At 63.2% G+C, this 18,512-nt stretch carries 16 protein-coding genes; 6 read left to right on the forward strand and 10 right to left on the reverse strand.

Annotated elements, in window-relative coordinates; genetic code table 11:
- The first annotated feature begins 13 nt into the window (after positions 1 to 13).
- Genes nirD through AB6804_RS17320 form a run of 3 tightly spaced genes read left to right on the forward strand, consistent with a single transcriptional unit; the run spans position 14 to position 4,361 of the window.
- A complete protein-coding gene (gene nirD, locus AB6804_RS17310) occupies positions 14 to 355 on the forward strand; it encodes a nitrite reductase small subunit NirD (RefSeq protein ID WP_035968466.1) in 342 nt (113 codons plus the stop codon).
- Positions 352 to 1,608: an NAD(P)/FAD-dependent oxidoreductase gene (locus AB6804_RS17315; RefSeq protein ID WP_370887485.1), complete on the forward strand. Its 1,257-nt coding sequence runs from the start codon at positions 352 to 354 to the stop codon at positions 1,606 to 1,608. Before nirD ends, AB6804_RS17315 begins: the two co-directional genes overlap by 4 nt.
- Before the next feature lie 5 nt (positions 1,609 to 1,613).
- Positions 1,614 to 4,361, forward strand: coding sequence for a molybdopterin-dependent oxidoreductase (locus AB6804_RS17320; protein ID WP_370887486.1), 2,748 nt, complete (start codon positions 1,614 to 1,616; stop codon positions 4,359 to 4,361).
- A 33-nt stretch (positions 4,362 to 4,394) separates the two neighbouring features.
- On the opposite strand, the gene AB6804_RS17325 is transcribed toward AB6804_RS17320, so the two are convergent.
- From AB6804_RS17325 to AB6804_RS17355, 7 genes are all read right to left on the reverse strand, one after another.
- Positions 4,395 to 5,846: a heavy metal sensor histidine kinase gene (locus AB6804_RS17325; RefSeq protein ID WP_370887628.1), complete on the reverse strand. Its 1,452-nt coding sequence runs from the start codon at positions 5,844 to 5,846 to the stop codon at positions 4,395 to 4,397.
- Positions 5,847 to 5,848: 2 nt separating this feature from the next.
- The gene (locus AB6804_RS17330) at positions 5,849 to 6,562 is read right to left on the reverse strand and encodes a heavy metal response regulator transcription factor (RefSeq protein WP_035968469.1); all 714 of its coding nucleotides are present in this window, start codon (positions 6,560 to 6,562) and stop codon (positions 5,849 to 5,851) included.
- A gap of 18 nt (positions 6,563 to 6,580) precedes the next feature.
- Positions 6,581 to 8,065, reverse strand: a complete 1,485-nt coding sequence (locus tag AB6804_RS17335; protein ID WP_370887487.1) for an efflux transporter outer membrane subunit — start codon at positions 8,063 to 8,065, stop codon at positions 6,581 to 6,583.
- On the reverse strand, positions 8,062 to 9,276 hold the full coding sequence (locus AB6804_RS17340; protein WP_370887488.1) for an efflux RND transporter periplasmic adaptor subunit: 1,215 nt from the start codon (positions 9,274 to 9,276) through the stop codon (positions 8,062 to 8,064). Before AB6804_RS17340 ends, AB6804_RS17335 begins: the two co-directional genes overlap by 4 nt.
- Positions 9,277 to 9,300: 24 nt before the next feature.
- Positions 9,301 to 12,477, reverse strand: coding sequence for an efflux RND transporter permease subunit (locus AB6804_RS17345; RefSeq protein ID WP_370887489.1), 3,177 nt, complete (start codon positions 12,475 to 12,477; stop codon positions 9,301 to 9,303).
- Positions 12,478 to 12,663: 186 nt separating this feature from the next.
- The gene (locus AB6804_RS17350) at positions 12,664 to 12,930 is read right to left on the reverse strand and encodes a DUF4148 domain-containing protein (protein WP_370887490.1); all 267 of its coding nucleotides are present in this window, start codon (positions 12,928 to 12,930) and stop codon (positions 12,664 to 12,666) included.
- Positions 12,931 to 13,072: 142 nt separating this feature from the next.
- Positions 13,073 to 13,351, reverse strand: coding sequence for a DUF4148 domain-containing protein (locus AB6804_RS17355; protein ID WP_370887491.1), 279 nt, complete (start codon positions 13,349 to 13,351; stop codon positions 13,073 to 13,075).
- 201 nt (positions 13,352 to 13,552) lie between these two features.
- On the opposite strand from AB6804_RS17355, the gene AB6804_RS17360 reads away from it, so the two are divergent.
- Positions 13,553 to 14,881, forward strand: coding sequence for an Nramp family divalent metal transporter (locus tag AB6804_RS17360; protein ID WP_370887492.1), 1,329 nt, complete (start codon positions 13,553 to 13,555; stop codon positions 14,879 to 14,881).
- A gap of 7 nt (positions 14,882 to 14,888) precedes the next feature.
- Here the strand turns inward: AB6804_RS17360 and motB are convergent, their stop codons facing one another.
- Both motB and motA read right to left on the reverse strand, forming a co-directional pair.
- Entirely contained in the window at positions 14,889 to 15,872 is a 984-nt protein-coding gene (gene motB / locus AB6804_RS17365) for a flagellar motor protein MotB (RefSeq protein WP_188885330.1), read from the reverse strand.
- Positions 15,873 to 15,901: 29 nt separating this feature from the next.
- Entirely contained in the window at positions 15,902 to 16,771 is an 870-nt protein-coding gene (motA, locus tag AB6804_RS17370; protein ID WP_370887493.1) for a flagellar motor stator protein MotA, read from the reverse strand.
- A gap of 233 nt (positions 16,772 to 17,004) precedes the next feature.
- Between motA and AB6804_RS17375 the strand changes: the two genes are divergently transcribed.
- Together AB6804_RS17375 and AB6804_RS17380 are read left to right on the forward strand one after the other, a co-directional pair.
- Positions 17,005 to 17,832, forward strand: a complete 828-nt coding sequence (locus AB6804_RS17375; protein ID WP_370887494.1) for a helix-turn-helix domain-containing protein — start codon at positions 17,005 to 17,007, stop codon at positions 17,830 to 17,832.
- A gap of 109 nt (positions 17,833 to 17,941) precedes the next feature.
- A complete protein-coding gene (locus AB6804_RS17380) occupies positions 17,942 to 18,214 on the forward strand; it encodes a hypothetical protein (protein ID WP_244795022.1) in 273 nt (90 codons plus the stop codon).
- A 55-nt stretch (positions 18,215 to 18,269) separates the two neighbouring features.
- Here the strand turns inward: AB6804_RS17380 and AB6804_RS17385 are convergent, their stop codons facing one another.
- Positions 18,270 to 18,437, reverse strand: coding sequence for a hypothetical protein (locus tag AB6804_RS17385; RefSeq protein WP_160174750.1), 168 nt, complete (start codon positions 18,435 to 18,437; stop codon positions 18,270 to 18,272).
- Between the last annotated feature and the right edge of the window lie 75 nt (positions 18,438 to 18,512).

An 18,512-nucleotide genomic window follows, 5' to 3' on the forward strand; every position in this document is an offset into this window, starting at 1 on the left:
AGAGGACCACACCATGAACGATCGCATCGAACAGGACTGGACGCCCATCTGCGCACTCGACGACATCGTCCCGGACACGGGCGTCTGCGCGCTCGTCAACGGCGCACAAGTGGCCGTGTTTCACGTCGCGGGTGATTCGTCCGTGTATGCCATCGACAACTTCGATCCGCATTCGCAAGCGGCCGTGTTGTCGCGCGGCATCGTCGGGAGCGTGGGTGAGCGCATCGTCGTCGCGTCGCCGATCTACAAGCAGCACTTCGATCTGCGCACGGGCGAATGCCTCGAAGCGCCCGAGCGTTCGGTGAATGCGTATCGCGCGCGCGTCGCGGCCGGCAAGGTCTGGATCGCGGCATGAAGACCGAATACGCGGTTGCGGCTGCGGCGGGCGTGCTGCCGCGTCAGCGGCTCGTGGTGATCGGCAATGGCATGGCGGGCATGCGTACCGTCGAGGAGCTGTTGAAGATCGCGCCCGAACTGTACGACATCACCGTCTTCGGCGCGGAGCCGCATGGCAACTACAACCGCATTCTGCTTTCGCCGGTGCTCGCGGGCGAGAAGCGCATGGACGACATCATCATCAATACGCGCGACTGGTATGCGGCAAACGGCATCACGCTGCATGCGGGCGATGCGGTCGTCGAGATCGATCGCGGGCGGCGCATCGTCCGTTCGGAGAAGGGCGTCGAGGCACGATACGATCGTCTGCTGATCGCGACGGGATCGAAACCGTTCATCATTCCGGTGCCCGGTTGCGATCTGCGTGGCGTAATTGCATTCCGCGATATACACGATGTCGAAACAATGCTCGAAGCGGCGCGCGATCATCGTCATGCGGTGATCGTCGGCGGCGGCTTGCTCGGGCTGGAAGCTGCGAACGGCTTGCAGCGGCAGGGCATGTCGGTGACGGTCGTTCACGCGAGCGACAGCCTGATGGACCGTCAGCTCGATGCGAGCGCGGCGGCTCTGCTCAGGCGTTCGCTCGAAGAAAAGGGCCTGCGTTTCGTGATGGCCGCACAGACGACGGAGATTATCGGCGACGAGCGCGTGCGCGCCGTACGCTTCGCCGATGGCACGCAAATCGACGCGGACCTTGTCGTGATGACCGCTGGCGTGCGCCCGAATATCGCGCTCGCGAAAGCAGCAGGCTTGCATTGCGATCGCGCGATCGTCGTCGACGATACGCTCCAGACCTACGATCCGCGCGTGTATGCGGTCGGCGAATGCGTGCAGCATCGTTCCGCCACGTTTGGTCTCGTTGCGCCGATCTGGGATCAGGCGCGCGTGGCGGGCGCGCATCTCGCGGGGGCGGGGCATCGGCGTTATGTGCAGCGCGCAACCGCGACGAAGCTCAAGGTCACGGGCGTGGACCTGTATTCCGCGGGCGATTTCATCGGCGGCGACGATAGCGAAGACCTCGTGTTGCGCGATCCGCGCCGCGGCGTCTACAAGCGGGTGGTGCTGCAGGCGGGACGTGTGATCGGCGCGGTGCTATACGGCGACGTGAAAGACGGCGCGTGGTACTTCGAGCTGATTCAGAACCGCACGGATGTATCGCATCTGCGCGGGCGTTTGTTGTTCGGCAAGACGCTTTGCGAAGCAGGCGCATAGACAGCATGGATATGAAAGCGAGCATTCCCATCATCCCGAACGTGCCGGCTGCCGTACGCACGACGTGCCCTTATTGTGGCGTCGGCTGCGGCGTGAAGGCGACGCCTCGCAGCGCCGTCGATGTTGCCATCGCGGGCGATGAAGCGCATCCTTCTAACTTCGGGCGGTTATGCGTGAAAGGCTCGGCGCTGGGCGAAACCGTCGGGCTGGAAGGACGCCTGCTGAGTCCGAAGCTGCGCGACAGAACGACCGGTGCACTCTCCGACGTGTCATGGGACGATGCGATCGGCACGGTGGCGAGCGGCTTCGCGCGCATCATCGACGAGCACGGTCCGGATGCCGTCGCGTTGTACGTGTCGGGGCAGTTGCTCACCGAAGACTATTACGTCGCGAACAAGCTGATGAAGGGCTATATCGGCAGCGCGAACATCGATACGAACTCGCGGCTGTGCATGTCTTCGTCGGTGGCAGGGCACAAGCGCGCATTCGGCGAAGACCTCGTGCCGATGAATTACGAGGACCTCGAACTCGCGGACCTTATCGTGCTCGTCGGATCGAATACCGCATGGTGCCATCCGATCCTGTTTCAACGCATCGTCAAGATGAAAGAGACGCGGCCGGATGTGAAGATCGTCGTGATCGATCCGCGCTACACGGCGACGTGCGAGATGGCCGATCTGCATCTGCCGTTGAAGCCGGGCAGCGACGTGCGGCTCTTCAACGGGCTTTTGGCGTTTCTCGCGGAGCACGGCGCAACCGATGCCGCTTTCATCGACGCCCACACGAACGGCTATGACGCCGCGCTCGCAGCGGCCCTGCCCGCCGATATCGCGCAGCTCGCCAGGGATTGCAAGCTGGACGCGCATGACCTGACGACCTTTTACCGCTTGTTTGCGCGCACTGAGCGCGTCGTGACCGTGTACTCGCAGGGCGTAAACCAGTCGAGCGCGGGCACTGACAAAGTCAACAGCATCATCAACTGTCATCTTGCAACCGGGCGAATCGGCAAGCCCGGCATGGGGCCGTTCTCGTTCACCGGGCAGCCGAACGCGATGGGCGGCCGTGAAGTTGGCGGACTCGCGAACACGCTTGCGGCGCATCTCGAACTGGACGATGCGCTGCATCGCGAGATCGTGCAGACCTTCTGGCACTCGCCGCGCATCGCGCAACGTGCGGGCCTCAAGGCCGTCGATCTCTTCGATGCGATCGAAACGGGCCGCGTGAAAGCGGTCTGGATCACGGGCACCAATCCGGTCGTGAGCCTGCCCGATGGCGATCGCGTGAAGCGTGCGCTCGCGAAATGCGAACTGGTGGTGAGTTCGGACATCATCGAGAAGACGGACACGAATGCGTTGGCCCATGTGCTGCTGCCCGCGCTCGGCTGGGGCGAGAAGGACGGCACCGTGACCAATTCCGAGCGGCGCATTTCGCGTCAGCGTGCGTTTCTTCCGGCGCCGGGGGACGCGCGGGCGGACTGGCGCATCATCTGCGATGTGGCGCGCCGCATGAATTTCGATGGCTTCGATTTCGAAGGCCCGCATCAGATTTTCGACGAACACGCGCGTCTCTCGGCGTATCGCAATGATGCCTCCGATGGCGTGCCTCGTGCGTTTCATATCGGCGGACTGACTGCGCTCGATCGCGAGCGATACGATGCCCTGGAGCCGGTGCAATGGCCGCTGCGCGCGAAGGATGGGACAGGCGCCGAACGCCTCTTCGACACGCAACGCTTCAGCCATGCCGATGGCCGCGCACGCTTCATCCCGACACCGCCGCGCGCGCCCGTCAATGCACCGGATGCCGAGTATCCGCTCGTCCTGAATACAGGCCGCGTGCGAGATCAGTGGCACACGATGACGCGCACTGGCCGTTCAGAGAAGCTCGCCGGGCACATCAGCGAATCGTTCATCGACATGCATCCGCAAGACGCACTTGCATGCGGAGTGCGCGAGGGCGAGCTTGCGCGCATCACGAGCCGCTGGGGTTCGATGATCGCGCGCGTGCAGCATGGCGGAGGCATGCCGCGCGGCAGCGTGTTCGTGCCGATTCACTGGAACGATCAGGTGGCATCGGATGCGCGAGCCGGCGCCGTGGTGAACCCCGTCGTCGATCCCATTTCCGGCGAGCCTGAATTCAAGCACACGCCCGTTGCGGTCGAGAAGTTCCATGTGACGTGGCATGGCTTTTCGTTCTCGCGCGACGTCCCTGCGCTCGATGCCGTCACGCACTGGACCCGCGTGCACGGCGCCCGCTTCGTGCGCTATGAACTTGCGGGACGCAATCGTTTTGATGCGGCGCATGGAGATCATCGCGAATGGGCGCGTGCGTTTTTCGCTGTCGACGATCCACACGCCGACTGGATCGAATACGAAGACAAGAGCGCGGGTATCTATCGCGCGGCGCATGTGGTGAACGACCGCATCGAGCATTGCATCTTCATCTCCGAGCGCCCGGACCTGCCGGCGCGTGCCTGGCTTGCGAGCCTGTTTTCGAAGGATCGTCTGGACGATGAAGACCGCGTCAGCCTCTTGCTCGGTCAGCCGGTCGGCAAGGGCGAGGACACCGGGCCGACGGTGTGTTCATGCTTCGGCGTGGGCCGCAATACCATCTGCAATGCGATACGCGACAAGAACCTCAAGACGGCAGCCGACGTTACCGCGTGCGTGAAAGCGGGCGGAAACTGCGGTTCTTGCGTGCCGGAGTTGAAGAAGCTGATCGTCGAAACGGAGATGGCGCGGCTCAGTACCGTGTGATTCGAAGAAAAGGGACGCCGCCAGTGAATCAAATCACCCTGCTGACCGCACGCCTATCTTGTCGCCACGCGCCGGCGCATGTTGCTGCACGGCGTGCGTCGCGCCGATCGGACGATCATCATTGCCGAAGCGTGCGATGGAGAATGCGAACGTATTGACGCCGTTTGCGCTCGTCGCCGACACCGTGCCGCGGTGCATCTCCGCCACGGCCTTGACGATCGCGAGCCCGAGACCATGATTCTCGCGGCTGTTCGTGCGCGAGCTTTCCGCGCGGAAAAAGCGGTCGAAAAGATGCTCCATGATAGGCGGCGCAATCGGCTCGCCGGGGTTCGTCACCGCGACGCGCACGTGTCCGTTTTCACGCACAATCGACACGGATATCGTTGCGCCCGGCGCGCAATGCTGGATCGCGTTCATCACGAGGTTCGACAGCGCACGGCCAAATAGCGATGTGTTGACGAAGGCGCGGGCGTCGCCGCTCGATACCGCGCGCACCTGAGCGTCTTCGAGCGGAATCTCCAGAAATTCGAGCGTGCGATGCACTTCCGCCGCAAGCGAGACTTCCACCAGACCGGTTGCGCGTTCTCCCTGATCGGCGCGTGCGAGAAACAGCATGTCGTTGATGATCGCGCGCACGCGCTCGAATTCTTCGAGGTTGGATTGCAGCGTGTGGCGCAGCTCGTCGATGGAGCGATCGCGCGTCAACGCCACTTCGGTTTGACCGATGAGGATGGTGACCGGCGTGCGCAGTTCGTGCGCGACATCCGCGTTGAACGATTCGAGACGCCCATACGCATGATCGAGCCGCTCGAGCGCGCCGTTGAAGGACTTCGCGAGGTCTTCAAGTTCGAAGGGCAGCGAACGCGTATCGAGCCGTTGCGACCGGTTGTTGGGCCTCACGTTCTGCGCGTCGCGCGTGAGGCGTGTCAGCGGCGCGAGACCGAGCCGCGCAACCGAATAACTCAGCAACAGCACGGCAACGGTTGCAAGTGCGAGCAGCGCCGCGAGCGCCAGACCGAACACGCGCATCGTGCGCACGTTCGGCGAGCAATCGACCGCGACGAACAGCTGCAGCGGCGGACGATCCGCGTAAGGCGGAATGGTCAGCGTGGTCATCAGCATGTCGTAGGCGCGGCCTTCGGGCCGGAAGCGCGCATAACCGCCGAGCACATGCTTGACGACGCGGCCAGCGGGCGGCAGGCCATAGCTGAAGCGCGGATCGTTGCTTGTCACGGCGAAGAGCGTCGAGCCGTCGCGCGGGGTGATGTCGGCGAGCTTCTCCTTCGCAATCTTCCACTTGTCCGGATTCGAAGCATGCGAAACGATGAGCCGAGCAATTTCCGCGCGATTATCGAGTGAATCGCGCAAGTGCTGCTCGAGTTGCACGCGCAACACCAGGAAGAGCCCGGAGCCGACGAGCGAGAACACGAACAACGCGACCAGCGCGAACATTACCGCAAGCCGCCGTGCGATGGAACGCTGCACCTTCATGATGGCCTCGCGTCTTCCCTCGGTTCGCGCATGTCGCGCGGCTCGCGCACTTCGAGCACGTAGCCCATGCCGCGCACGGTATGCAGCAGCTTCGTGCGGAACGGTCCGTCGAGTTTCGCGCGCAAGCGTTTGATCGCGGTTTCGACGACGTTCGTATGGCTCTCGAAATCGACTTCCCATACGAGTTCGGTGATCGCCGTCTTCGAAAGAATGTCGCCGTGACGCCGTGCGAGCACGCTCAATAGCTGAAACTCCTTCGCGGTCAGATCGAGTCTTACGCCATCGCGTGTGGCGCGGCGGCCGATGAGGTCGACGTATAAATCGCCCACGGATATCAGTGTCGATTCCTGCGCGCGCGTGCGGCGTGCCAGCGCATGCAATCGTTCGACGAGTTCGAGGAAAGAGAAGGGCTTCGTGAGATAGTCGTCCGCGCCTTCGCGCAGGCCGCGCACGCGATCGTTGATGTGATCGCGTGCGGTGAGCATGATCACGGGCGTCGATTTTTGCAGACGCAGCGCCTTGAGCACTGCGAAGCCGTCGCGGCGCGGCAGCATCACGTCGAGCACGATCACGTCGTAGTCGTATTCGATCGCGAGATGCGTCCCTTCTTCGCCGTCCATCGCGATATCGACGACCCAGCCTTGCTCGGTCAATCCCGAACGCAGGTAGTCCACCACCTTATGCTCGTCTTCCACTATCAGGACTTTCATGCCTGCCCCTGTGCATGTTCAATGTGTGCTTGCCGCATCCGCGCTTTCGACACTATACGAGCGTTGCGCGCTGGCCGCATCGTTGCGTGCTGCTTCATCGACGTTCCATCCCCCGCCCAGCGCCTTCACGAGCGCGACCGAAACCGTGTGCTGCTGGCCGCGTATCTGCACGTCCTGACGCTCGCTCGTGAGCAGTTGCTGTTGCGCGGTGATGACATCGAGAAACGCGACGAGACCGCCTGAATAACGATCGTTCGCAAGCGAAAGCAGGCGTTCTGCATCGACGACGGCGGCATGCGACTGCTTCGCCGCGCCATCCAGCACCGACAATCCGACGATGCCGTCCTGCACTTGCTGGAACGCATTGAGCACGGTCTGACGATAATTCGCCTCCGTCGCCCGATATCCTTCGCTCGCGAACGCGACGGCAGCCGAGCGGCGGCCGCCATCGAAGACGACCTGGCTGGCCATCGTGCCGATCGTCCACAAGAGACTCGGCGCGGACACGAGACTCGCCAGCGCCGTGCTTTCCCAACCGATCGTGCCGTTGAGCGTCAGGCTTGGGAAGAACGCCGCCTTCGCCACGCCGATTTGCGCATTGGCCGCGGCCATCGCGCGTTCGGCTGACGCTACATCGGGCCTGCGCTGAAGAACGTCGCTTGGCAAGCCGAGCGGGATTGCGGGGATAGCGTGCGTATCGTGCATTGGTGCAATGGCGAACTGCGGCGCGGGTGTGCCGGCGAGCGCCGCAATCGCATGCTCGAACTGCGCTCGCTGATTGACCAGCAATTGCGCCTGCACGCGCGTCGAATCGAGTTGCGATTGCTGTTGCAGCACGTCGAGGCCGGATACCGCGCCGAGATCGTGTTGCGCCGTCACGTAATCGAGCGCTTTCTTCTGAAGCTCGACGGAGCGGTTCAGCACGTCGATCTCGGCGTCCAGTTCGCGCATCGAAAAGTAGTCGCTTGCGAGGTCCGTCGTTAGCACGAGGCGCGCGTTGGCGAGATCGTCGCGCGACTGTTCCGCCGATGCCTGCGCGCTTTCCACTTCGCGACGAATGCGGCCGAAGAGATCGATGTCGTAATCGACGGTCGGCGCGAGCTTCAAATCGTTCTGCACCGTCGACATGCTCGGCGTCGTGTAGTTGTTGACTGGACGATTGCGCGACGTGCGCGAGCGCGATGCTTGCGCGCCCAGGTCGACTTCGGGCAGCGCAAGCGATGAAGTCTGTGCGAGCGTCGCACGCGCTTGCTCGTAGTGCGCGCTCGCGGCGGCAAGCGTCTGATTTTGCGCGAGCGCCTGCGTTTCTAGCGCATCGAGGGCGGTATCGTTGAAGCCGCGCCACCAGTCGAGCGCGAGCGGCGCATGTGAAGGTTCGCCGATGCGCCAGTATGAATCGGTCTTCCAGTCAGGCGGCGTTTCGGCGATCGGACGCTTGTAATCGGGGCCGACGGTGCAGGCCGCGAGCAACGCCAATGAAAGCATGACGGCGACGGTCCTCATGACGCCGCCTTCTTGTCGGGCGCCACGACGACATGATCGCCGTCCGCAATCGAATCGCTCGGGTTGATGATGATCTTGTCGTTCTGACCGATGCCGCTTTCGATCTCGAGCGATTGCCCGAGGTCTTGCGCGATCACGATCTTGCGCAATTGCACGTGGCCGTTGTTATCGACGACAGCGAGGCGCGGGCCTTCCGAACGAAACAGCAGCGCGTTGCCCGGCACGAGCAGACGCGCATGCGCCGACGACGGCAACGCGACCTGCACATAGGCGCCGGGCCGCAGGCGTCCATCGGGATTCGGCAACGTCACTTCGACTTGCAGCGAGCGCGTGGCGACATCGATCGCACCCGACACGTGCGTGATCTTCCCGTGAAACTGCTGGCCCGAGAGTTCCGCCTGCGTGACGACCACCTGCTGTCCGATCGATACGTTCTGCGCATACGCTTGCGGCAATTGCACGTACACGCGCAACGGATGGGACTGTGCGAGCGCGAAGAGCGCGCGGCTCGCGCCGCTGCCCGCATCGATGAGATCGCCGACATCGACATTGCGTTGCGTGACCACGCCCGCGAACGGCGCGACGATGCGCTTGAACGATTCGAGCTGACGCAGACGCTTCACGTTGGCGTCGGCGGCGGCGAGGTTCGCGACGTTCTGGTTATACGCACTCTGCCGTTCGTCGAGTTCCTGTTGCGAGACGGCATCGCGCTGGCGCAACTGTTGCCAGCGTTGCAGCGAGCTTTTGGCAAGCACGAGGCTCGATGCGGTCTGATCGCGTTGCGCGACGGCTTGCGCGAGTTCCTGATCGATCTCGGGCGTATCGAGATCGGCGAGCAGCTGGCCCTGCTTCACTTGCGCGCCGATATCGACATACCAGTGCAGCAGATAGCCCGTGGCGCGTGCATAGATCGGCGATTCGACGAAGCCGCGCAAGGTGCCCGGCAACGTGGTGTCGCCGCCGCTGGTCGCCTGCGTCGGCGCGACGACATTCACATACTGCTGTGCATTCTGCTGCGTGCGCGTGGCGACGGAACGGCCGTGCAAGACGTCAGTCACGACCGTACGCGCCGCGCCGATTGCAAGCAGCGCAAGCACGATGACGATCGCGATCTTCGCGCGCTTCCATTCGAGATTGCGCGGCGGCAGCGCCGGGCCTTCATCGGAATCGCGCGCAGGAATCGCGAGGGATGCGTGGTTCTTTTCTGTCATGTTCGGCGGGAGACGTGTGACGGTTTAGCTTGCTTCATGGTCGTGCGAGTCTTCGTTTCGCCGCGCTTTGCGGGCAATGCGCGAATGAATGCCGGCGAACACGAGCGGCACGAAGAAGAGCGTCGATACGGTGGCGAACAGCAATCCGCCGATGACCGCGCGGCCGAGCGGTGCGTTTTGCTCCGCGCCTTCGCCGAGGCCGAGCGCCATCGGAATCATGCCGATGATCATCGCGAAGGCGGTCATCAGGACCGGACGGATGCGGCTCGCGCCTGCTTCGAGCGCGGCAGTGAGGGGCGGTGCGCCGGCCGTGAGACGCTGGCGCGCGAACGAGACCGTCAGGATGCTGTTCGCGGTGGCGACGCCCATCGTCATGATCGCGCCGGTCAATGCAGGCACGGACAGATGCGTGCCCGTGAGAAACAGCATCCATACGATGCCGGCGAGTGCGGCGGGCAATGCGCTCACGATGATGAGCGGATCGATCCACGACTGGAAGTTCACGACGATCAGCAGATACACGAGCACGATCGCCATCGCGACGCCCACGCCGAGGCCGAAGAACGATGTGCGCATCGTTTCGACCTGTCCGCGCACCGCGAGCTGGCTTCCGCGCGGCAAGGTCCGGCGCGCTTCAGCGACGAGATGATCGACCTGCCGCGCGACGCTGCCGAGATCACGCCCTTCGACGCTCACGAAGATGTCGATCACCGGACGGATGTTGTAGTGCGTGACGACGGCGAACTCGCTTTGCGGCGAGAGGCGCACGAGATTGCCGAGCAATTGCGTCGGTCCATTCGACGATGCGGACACGGGCGTGCGCATCAGTTCGTCGATCGACGACACCTGATACTGCGGCGTCTGCACGGCGAGGTTGTACTCGACGCCGTTGCGCGGATTGAACCAGAACCCCGGCGATGTTTGCGAGCTTCCGGAGAGCGAAACCAGCACGTTCTGCGCAACATTGCTTGCGGAGAGATTGAGTTGCTGCAAGCGCGTGCGGTCCATTTGCAGATTGAGCGTCGGCTCGTCGAGCTTTTGCTGGATGTGCGTATCGACGTTGCCGGGGATCAAGCGGATCCGCTTCATCAGCTTGCTCGCGGCCTCGAAGTTGGCTTGCTGGTTTTGCCCCTGTATCTGCACGTCGATGGCGGCGGGCAAGCCGAAGTTCAGGATCTGCGTGACGATGTCGGCCGGCTGAAAGAAAAACTCGACGCCGGGAAAGCGGTGCGGCAACAGGTTGCGCAACGTGTCGATGTAGTTCTGCGTCGGCGCATGATCGGGCGTGAGCGCCACCTGGATCTCGCCATCGAGCGTGCCGATGGTCCCCGCGTTGCTGTACGACAGATTGATGCCGCTGTACGGCAGGCCGAGGTTGTCGAGTATCGTCGTGAGTTGGTCTTGCGGCACGACCTGACGCACCACCTTTTCGATCTCGTCCGCGAGACGCGCGGTTTCCTCGATGCGCGTACCGGTCGGCGCACGCATGTGCATGCGGATATCGCCGGCATCGACGCTAGGGAAGAAGTCTTCGCCAAGCAAAAACACGAGGCCCGCCGACGACACGCAGAACCCGAGAAACAAGGCTCCGAACATGCGGCGGCGGACGAGCAAAGTGCTCAGGATAACGATATAAGGGCCACGCATGCGCTCAAAGCCATGATCGAAACGGCGATGCAGCCGCACGAAGACATTGGGCTTGCGGTTAGAGCCGGGTGCATGCGCGTGGCCCATCAGCAGCATCGCGAGCGTCGGCACCAGCGTGCGGGAAAGAACGTAAGACGCGATCATCGCGAAGACGACGGCTTCCGCAAGCGGCACGAAGAGATAGCGCGCGACGCCGGTGAGAAAGAACATCGGCACGAAAACGATGCAGATGCAGAGCGTGGAAACGAGCGCCGGCACGGCGATTTCGCCTGCGCCTTCGAGAATCGCGTCGTGCAGATCGGTTCCCATGTGCAAGTGACGTTCGATGTTTTCGATGGTCACGGTGGCGTCGTCCACCAGGATGCCGACCGCGAGCGCGAGGCCGCCGAGCGTCATGATGTTGATCGTCTGCCCGAGCGCATGCAGCGCCAGCAGGGACGAGAGAATGGACAACGGAATCGAGATCGCGATGATGCAGGTGCTGCGCCAGTTGCCGAGAAAGAGCAGGATCATCGCGGCAGTCAGGGCCGCCGCGATCAGCGCCTCGCGCACGACACCCTGCACGGCGGCCTTCACGAATACGGACTGATCGAACAGTGCGCTGATTTTAAGGTCCTGAGGCAACGAGGCGCGCGCCTGCGGCAATAGATCGTGCAGCGTATTGACGATGGAGAGCGTCGACGCATTGCCGTTCTTGAGCACGGAGATCAGCACGCCGCGATGTCCGTCCTGCCGAACGATGTTCGTCTGCGGCGAGAAGCCGTCGCGCACGTGCGCCACTTCGCGCAGATATGTCGTCGCGCCGTTCACCGTGCGCACGGGAATGTCGTTGAGGCCCGCAACGGTCGTAGGCGACCCGTTCATGTTGATCGTGTATTCCTTCGGGCCGATCTTGGCGGTGCCCGTCGGAAGGATCAGGTTCTGCGCGTTCACGGCGCTGACTACGTCGGTAGGCGTGAGTCCCTTGGCAAGCAGCGCGCGCGTGTCGAGGTCGACGGAAATGAGGCGCGTCTTGCCGCCATACGGATACGGCACGGCTGCGCCCGGTATCGTCACGAGTTGCGGGCGGAGGAAGTTGAGCGCGGTGTCGTTCAGGTCCTGTTCCGATTGCTTCGGGCTAGACAGGCCGAGCTGAATCACCGGAATGCTGGAGGCCGAATAGCTGATGACGAGCGGCGGTGTCGCGCCGGGCGGCATCTGCCTGAGCTGCGCCTGTTCGACGGCCACGGTCTGCGCAATCGCCGTCTGAATGTTCGCTGTCGGTTGCAGAAACAGCTTGATGATCGCGATGCCCGGCAGCGACTGCGACTCGATGTGCTCGATGTTGTTCACCGTCGTCGTAAGGCTGCGCTCGTTGACCGACGTGATGCGATTCGCCATGTCCTCCGCAGAAAGGCCCGTGTAATTCCAGATGATGCTGACCACGGGAATATCGATTTCGGGCAGCACGTCCACCGGCGTCGTCAGGAGGACGAAAGGTGTAGCCAGCAGGATCATGATGGCCATCACGATGAACGTGTACGGCCGCTTGAGCGCAACGTTGACGATCCACATCGAGTCGTTCGGAGAATGCGAGGGAAGGGCGCGGCCGTGATGAGGCGCACGAAGTGTCGCTATGGTAGTGGCCAGGCGCCAACGACAAAATGACCTGAAAATGGCCCTTTCGTCATCTAAGGCGGTTTGAAAGAAAAAAAGATCGCGGGCGATCGCAAGCTGCGCGATCGCTTCATGCGGCAGCATTCAGTTCGCAGTGGAACCGTTCGTATTGGCGGGAAGATTGCGCGGCGTGGCGGAGCGATAGACGCTTGCGCCGGTATAGATGCCTTCTTTGATGTCGAGGAAACTGCCGGGATAACGCTGATCGTCGACGCCGGGGTAATAGCCGGCGCGTTCTGCGCGAATCAGATCGTCGACGACTTGCTGACGCGTGAGGCCGCTGGTTTGCGCTGCGGCGACGACGGGCGACAGCGCAACGACAGCGATGGCAATGCGCATGACTGGCTTCATGGCGAACTCCTCATACGAAGGGATCGAGAGACACGGCTACAGTGCGCGGCCACGTCCTCGTGACGCGGCGTCGTTCATTGTAGGCATGCCCACGCCCGGGAGTTCGCCTGCGACGGCGCTTTTGCAACCAGCGGCGCGAACCTTACTGCGGCGTCTGTCCGGGCGGCGTGGTCAACATCGAACCGCCCGATGCCGACGTGCCATCCGGCGATGCGCCATATGCGTTGCCCGAACGGATCTTCTCTTCGGCGGCCTGGATGTTGTTGGGATAGAACGCGTCGCGCTCCGACGGGTTGTAGCCGGCCTGCTCCACTTGCTGGAGTTGCGCCTTGACCTGGGCGCGCGTCAGCCCTTCCTGGGCGGAGGCGACGAGCGGCGAAGCGACGAGTGCGGCGACGGCAATGCGGGTGACTAGCTTCATGGCGGACTCCTCATGCGAGTGACGGGCGATCGCGGTATGCACGCCAGGATCACGTGCAGATTCTATTTGTCGGACAGTGACGACATGCTGGCGTGCAGATGGCGCCTCGGTCAGACGTATTGGCATGCCCGCCCTGAAAGCGCGCGGGGCCGGTGATAGACTCGCCTGCTCGTTACGCTTGCCTTTCGCGCCTCTTATCGCATGTTCAAATTGCCGACCACGGCGACCGCGCCGTTCTGCCCGTCTGAAGTCAAAGGGTCCGTCATCGTCGCGCCCGGTGCGCCGCTCTGGAAGAAACTGTTGCAGTTCGCAGGGCCGGGGCTGCTGATTTCCATCGGCTACATGGACCCCGGCAACTGGGCGACGGATATCGAAGCCGGGTCGCGCTACGGCTTCAGCCTGTTGTTCGTCGTTGTCTTGTCGAGCCTGGCGGCTATGGTGCTGCAATGCCTGGCCATGCGGGTTGGCATCGTCACCGGGCGCGATCTTGCACAGCTTTCGCGGGAGCGCTATTCGAAGCCCATCGCCAATGCCCAGTGGCTGCTCGCGGAGCTTTCGATCATTGCGTGCGATCTCGCCGAAGTGCTCGGCGGCGCGCTGGCGTTTCACTTGTTATTCGGCTGCTCGCTGATGTGGGGCGTCGTCTTCACCGCCTTCGATACGATCATCGTGCTCGGCCTGAAGGGGAAGAACTTCCGCGATCTCGAGGCGATCATGCTCGGACTGATCGCGACCATCGGCGTCGGATACGTCGTGGAACTGGCGCTCGTGAAGCCGCACTGGCCCGCGGTGGCGGCGGGGCTCGTGCCGTCTATCGACGTGCTGTCCAGCCGGGAGCCGCTTTATCTTGCGATCGGCATTCTCGGCGCGACGGTCATGCCGCATAACCTGTATCTGCATTCGTCGATCGTGCAGACGCGCGTCGTCTCTCGCGATGAGGCGAGCCTCGCTTCGGCGATCCGTCTTTCGCGGCTCGACACCATCGTGTCGCTCGTGCTTGCGCTGCTCATCAACGCGGCGATTTTGATTCTCGCGGCTTCCGCGTTCCACGCGACGGGGCATACACAAGTCACCGAAATCGAGGATGCGTACAAGCTGCTCGCGCCGATCGTCGGCACCGGGCTTGCGGCGATTCTCTTCGCGGTGACGCTGTTCGCTTCGGGTCAAAGCTCGACCTTCACCGGCACCATCGCGGGACAGGTCATCATGGAAGGGTTCCTGCGCCTGAAGATTCCGTGCTATCAGCGGCGTCTGATCACGCGGGCGCTCGCGCTGGTGCCGGCAGTGATCGGCGTGTATCTGATGGGCAACGGGGCGGTCGGCAAGCTGCTCGTGGCGAGTCAGGTCGTGCTGAGCCTGCAATTGCCGTTCGCACTCTATCCGTTGATTCGGATGACGAACGATCACGCGCTCATGGGCAGGTTCGCGAACGCCTTGCATACGAAGGCGCTCGCGTGGCTGCTGTTCGCCGTGATCAGCGCGGCGAACGCGTGGCTCGTGGTGCAGACGGTGATGGACTGGTTCGCCTGACGCGCGCTTACTTGACCACGCCGACCTGCATGTTCGATTTCGCCGCGACCGCTGCGGGAGCGGCGGATTCAGCGGGCAAGGCCTGATCGCTCGTGGTGCGCCCGCCATCGCGGAAGAATGCGAGTTCGGCTGCCTTGTTCAGCACGAGAATGCTGATGCGGCGATTGGTCGGCTCGTCGATGACGTCCTTGTTGAGCGGAAGCGCATCGGCGAGGCCGCGCACTTGCAGCACCTTCGTTTCGTTCATGCCGCCCGCGACCAGCGCACGGCGCGCCGCGTTCGCGCGCTCGCCCGACAGTTCCCAGTTCGAATAGCCTTTCTGGCTGCCCGAATAGGGCACGGCATCCGTATGGCCCGCAATCGACACGCGATTGTCGACATCGTTGAGCGAAGCGCCGATGTTCGACAGAATCGTCGTCACGTAGCTTTCGAGCTTCGAACTGCCCGATGCGAACATCGGCCGCTTGAGCGAATCCACGATCTCGATGCGCAAGCCTTCGCTCGTGATCGCGATGCGAATCTGGTCCTTGAACGCACGCAATGCGGGCGTGTTTTCGATGAGCGCGGTCAGCTTCTGCTTGAGCTGTTGCAGACGCTGCATGTCTTCCGCCGCAACCGAGGCACGCGCCACCGAAGGCGGCACCGGCTGCGTCTGGCTCTTGCTGGCTTCGCCGGGACGCGAGCTGGACAAGTCCTTTCCGCCGCCGTTGATGATGCTGGTATGCGCCGACGCACCGCCTTCGTTGCCGAAGAGCGCGGAGAGCGGCGTGTTGAAGTAGTCTTCGATGCCGGCCTTGTCGTACTTCGACGTGGAGCCGAGCAGCCACATCAGCAGGAAGAACGCCATCATCGCGGTGACGAAGTCGGCGTAAGCGATCTTCCATGCACCGCCATGATGCCCGCCGTGGCCACCGCCTTTCTTCTTGCGACGCACGACGACAGTGGGGGCGAGCACCGATTGCAACGGGTCGCGTGAGGGTCTTTCAGCCATGAGCGTGACTCCTTCGGATCAGGGCTTCGTCAGGCCGACTTCGGCATCTTGGTGGCGCGCACGGCGTCGTCCAGTTCCTGGAAGCTCGGACGGTCCGCGGTGAACAGCACCTTGCGGCCGAACTCCACCGCCACGGTCGGTGCGTACCCGTTCATCGATGCGAGCAGCACCGACTTCACGCACTGGAACGGCTTGGCTTCGGCCGCGCCCTTCGCGTTGAGCAGGTCCGCGAGCGGGCCAATGAAGCCATACGCGAGCAGAATGCCGAGGAAGGTGCCGACGAGCGCGCCGGCGATCATCTCGCCAAGCACGGCGGGCGCGGCGCCGACCGAACCCATCGTATGCACGACGCCCATCACCGCGGCGACGATGCCGAATGCCGGCAGGCCATCGGCCATCTTCTGAATCGCATTGGCGGCGACGGCGCTTTCCGCGTGATGCGTTTCGAGTTCTTCGTCCATCAGGTCCTGCAGTTCGAGCGCGTTCACATTGCCCGCCGACATCATGCGCAGGTAATCGACGATGAAGTCGAGCAGGTGATGATCGGCCATCACGTGTTCGTACTTTTGAAAGAGCGGGCTGGCTTCGGGCGCGTCGACATCGGCTTCGAGCGCCATCATTCCTTCCTTGCGCGCCTTTTGCAGCAGCTCATAGAGCAGCGCGATCAGCGAAAGGTACTTCTCTTTGGTATAGCCGCCGCCCTTGAACACTTTAGGCAGCGCCTGAAGCGTTTTCTTGAGCGTCGCGGTCGGGTTCGATACGACGAACGCGCCAATCGCCGCGCCGAAAATACACAGCAGTTCGAACGGCTGAACGAGCGCAGCGAGGTGGCCCCCGACGCCGATAAAGCTCCCGATCACCGAGCCGATGACGAGTACCCATCCGATAACGACAAACATGATTTCTCCGCAAATGTCCGGGCTTGGCGAGCCGTGCGCGCTCGTTCGACGAAACACGCACGGCTCGCAAAGCATTGTCTGCATGGTGCTGGGCTTTTTAACGGCGCAGTACACCGGGACATTAAGGGTGGCTCGTGGAAAGATTTCGAAAGCAGGTTGGCGGCGGTAAATGTTACGCGGCGATTACCTGGCAGGTAATGGAAGCACGTCCTCGCTTCATCTACCATCGGCGTATGAACTCGACACTGACAGCCCACACGTTGCGCGCCGCGCCCGCGACGGTCGGCGCGTTGCTGCGCGAATGGCGGCAGCGCAGGCGCATGAGCCAGCTCGATCTCGCGGGCATCGCCGACATATCGACGCGGCATTTGAGCTTCGTCGAATCGGGACGCTCGATGCCGAGCCGCGACATGCTAATGCGCCTCGCCGAGCAACTCGACGTGCCGCTGCGCGAGCGCAACACGCTCTTCGTGGCGGCGGGTTATGCGCCGATCTATCGCGAGCGGACGCTGGCCGATCCGCAACTCGACGCCGCGCGCCGCGCAGTCGATCTCGTGCTGAAGGGATACGAACCGTATCCGGCGCTCGCCATCGACCGTCACTGGACGATGATCGCCGCCAACGCGGCGCTCGAGCCGCTGGTCGCGTCGGCGGATGCGTCGCTGCTCGCGCCGCCGGCGAACGTGCTGCGGCTGTCGCTGCATCCGCGCGGGCTGGCAGGCGTTATCGGCAACTGGCACGCGTGGCGCGCGCATGTGCTCGCACGCGTGAGGCGTCAGATCGACGTATCGGGCGATACGGCGCTCGCCGCGCTCCTCGCCGAACTGGACGCTTATCCCGCGCCGCCGCACGCGGCAGACGAGCCGCACGGCGAACCCGACGCCGTCGTCGTGCCGCTCAGGTTGCGCACGGCACACGGCGTGCTTTCGTTCTTCAGCACGACGACTGTCTTCGGTACGCCCGTCGACATCACGCTGTCGGAACTGGCGATCGAAGCCTTCTTTCCGGCCGACGAGGCGACAGCCGTCAAGCTGCGCGAACTGGCCGACGCACGGCGCTGACGCTTACAAAGCGGAACCTGGCGGCGTCGTGCGGATCAATAATGAAACTGAAGCGTGCGACGTCGTGCACGATGCAGTTTTCGTTCAATCAACGCGGGAAAAGGCAGCCATGATTCAGACATTCGAACAAGTGATCGGCGGCGAGCGCATGCAGTTCTGCGCGAGCATCGCAGAAGGCGGCGGGCCGCAACGGGTCATCATCAGCCGGGCGGATTCGGCGGAATCGCTCGTGATCGTGGAGGCCGACGGCATCATCGGCGCGATCAGGGCGGAAGTGGAAGCGCCCGATACGTTCGTCGCTGACGCGGTGCGCAAGGCGCAGCAGGATGCGCTCATCGAGCGTGCGCTGGAGACGGGCGAAGTGCAGACGACGAGCCTCTAAGGCCCGTCTTCGTTCGATGATGCCCGCGCGCACCGGTGGCCGCGCGGGCATCGCTTCACATGCGCGGTTCGCCGTTATGGGGATCGGCGGGCACGAGCGGCGTCGCCGAATCGGGACCGTCGGGCATGTCGGGGTCTTCGGGATTGGGTGCTGCGTCGGGATCGAGCAGTTTGTCCGGGTCCGGCTCGATGGATTCGTCCGGTGAGCGAGGCATGGTCGACATGATGGCGTGTTCTCCGGGAGAGTAGCGAAGGCGCGCGTTCGCGCGTTCCCGGCGAATGCTGCAACGGACGTACCC

The organism is Caballeronia sp. RCC_10, assembly GCF_041360715.1.
In the GTDB taxonomy this organism is placed as follows: Bacteria; Pseudomonadota; Gammaproteobacteria; order Burkholderiales; family Burkholderiaceae; genus Caballeronia; species Caballeronia grimmiae.